Raw genomic sequence first — 1095 nt, forward strand, 5'->3', positions numbered from 1 at the left:
AAAACGAATCCTGCTTTCAGGAATTGTTTCAGTACGGATTTGTCCATAGGAATATTTTCCATTAACCAGTCGTGGCTGATATTATCAAAACAGCCTTTAATATCGCCCTCTAAAACCCATTCGGGCGATACTTTGCGTGACAGTGCCGTAAAGATATATTCGCAAGCGTCCTGACAGCAACGCCCTTTTCGGAAACCGAATGATTTCGTGTCGGCGGTTGTTTCTGCCACTGGCTCTAATGCCAGAGCATATAACGCCTGCATTGCTCTGTCATACATGGTTGGAATCCCAAGCGGACGTTTCTTTTTCTTATCTTTCTTTTCGATATAGACACGTCTTAACGGTTTTGCTTTGTAGCCTTTGTCTGTCAGAGATAGGACAGCCCTCATCTTCATAGCAGGAGTAGACCAGATTGCTCCGTCCACACCTGCGGTTTTCTTTCCTTTGTTCGTGGTCACACGCCTTACGGCGAGTGCTTTTGCATAGAACGAGTGTGTCAACAGATATTGAAGCCGTTTCACTGCGTTCCATTTCTTTTCTTGAGTTGCCTTGACAATCCTGACTTGCAGCCTATTAACTTCTTGTTCTGCTTTCTTCCAGTCAATGGTTTTCCATTGCATGGCAAGCAGTCTGCTGTCCGATAATCTCTCAGAAACTGTTGTTTCCGTCGTTGAATTATTACCGTTCATAGGTTTACCTCCATTCTTTGTCATGAAATACCGTAGGATAAGTCTGCACCCTTTCAGGTCGGGGCAAATTTTGAACCCCTATGCTCCGCCATTACAGCAGAGCCATTCGCTTTTTATCCAATTCCTTTACCCTCTGTGTCATTTATCCCCCTTACGGGTTCAATACCTTAAATAAGGAACACATAGGGCTTACCAAGTTCCGCATAATAAATAATTGTGAGTACCTTAGACGCCATCTTTGAGCCGGGAGGACTGTGTCCATTTGTTACGGCGTTGAGAAAGCCGCCGCGACCACCTCCGCACCTTTTTGGTGTAAGTGTATCAGCCTTATTTCACTTATTCCCTGTAACGACTCTTACGATGATTCACTTTACGTTCGTCATAGCACTCTTATCCTAACGGTACG

1 protein-coding gene is annotated in these 1095 nt (G+C 44.7%); it reads right to left on the reverse strand.

Going from position 1 to position 1095, the window contains the following annotated elements; all coding sequences use genetic code 11:
* On the reverse strand, positions 1-689 hold a 689-nt coding region (locus tag FYJ45_RS29310; protein ID WP_195842049.1), incomplete at its 3' end, for a reverse transcriptase N-terminal domain-containing protein.
* Between the last annotated feature and the right edge of the window lie 406 nt (positions 690-1095).

This window comes from Eisenbergiella porci, assembly GCF_009696275.1.
Classification (GTDB): domain Bacteria; phylum Bacillota; class Clostridia; order Lachnospirales; family Lachnospiraceae; genus Eisenbergiella; species Eisenbergiella porci.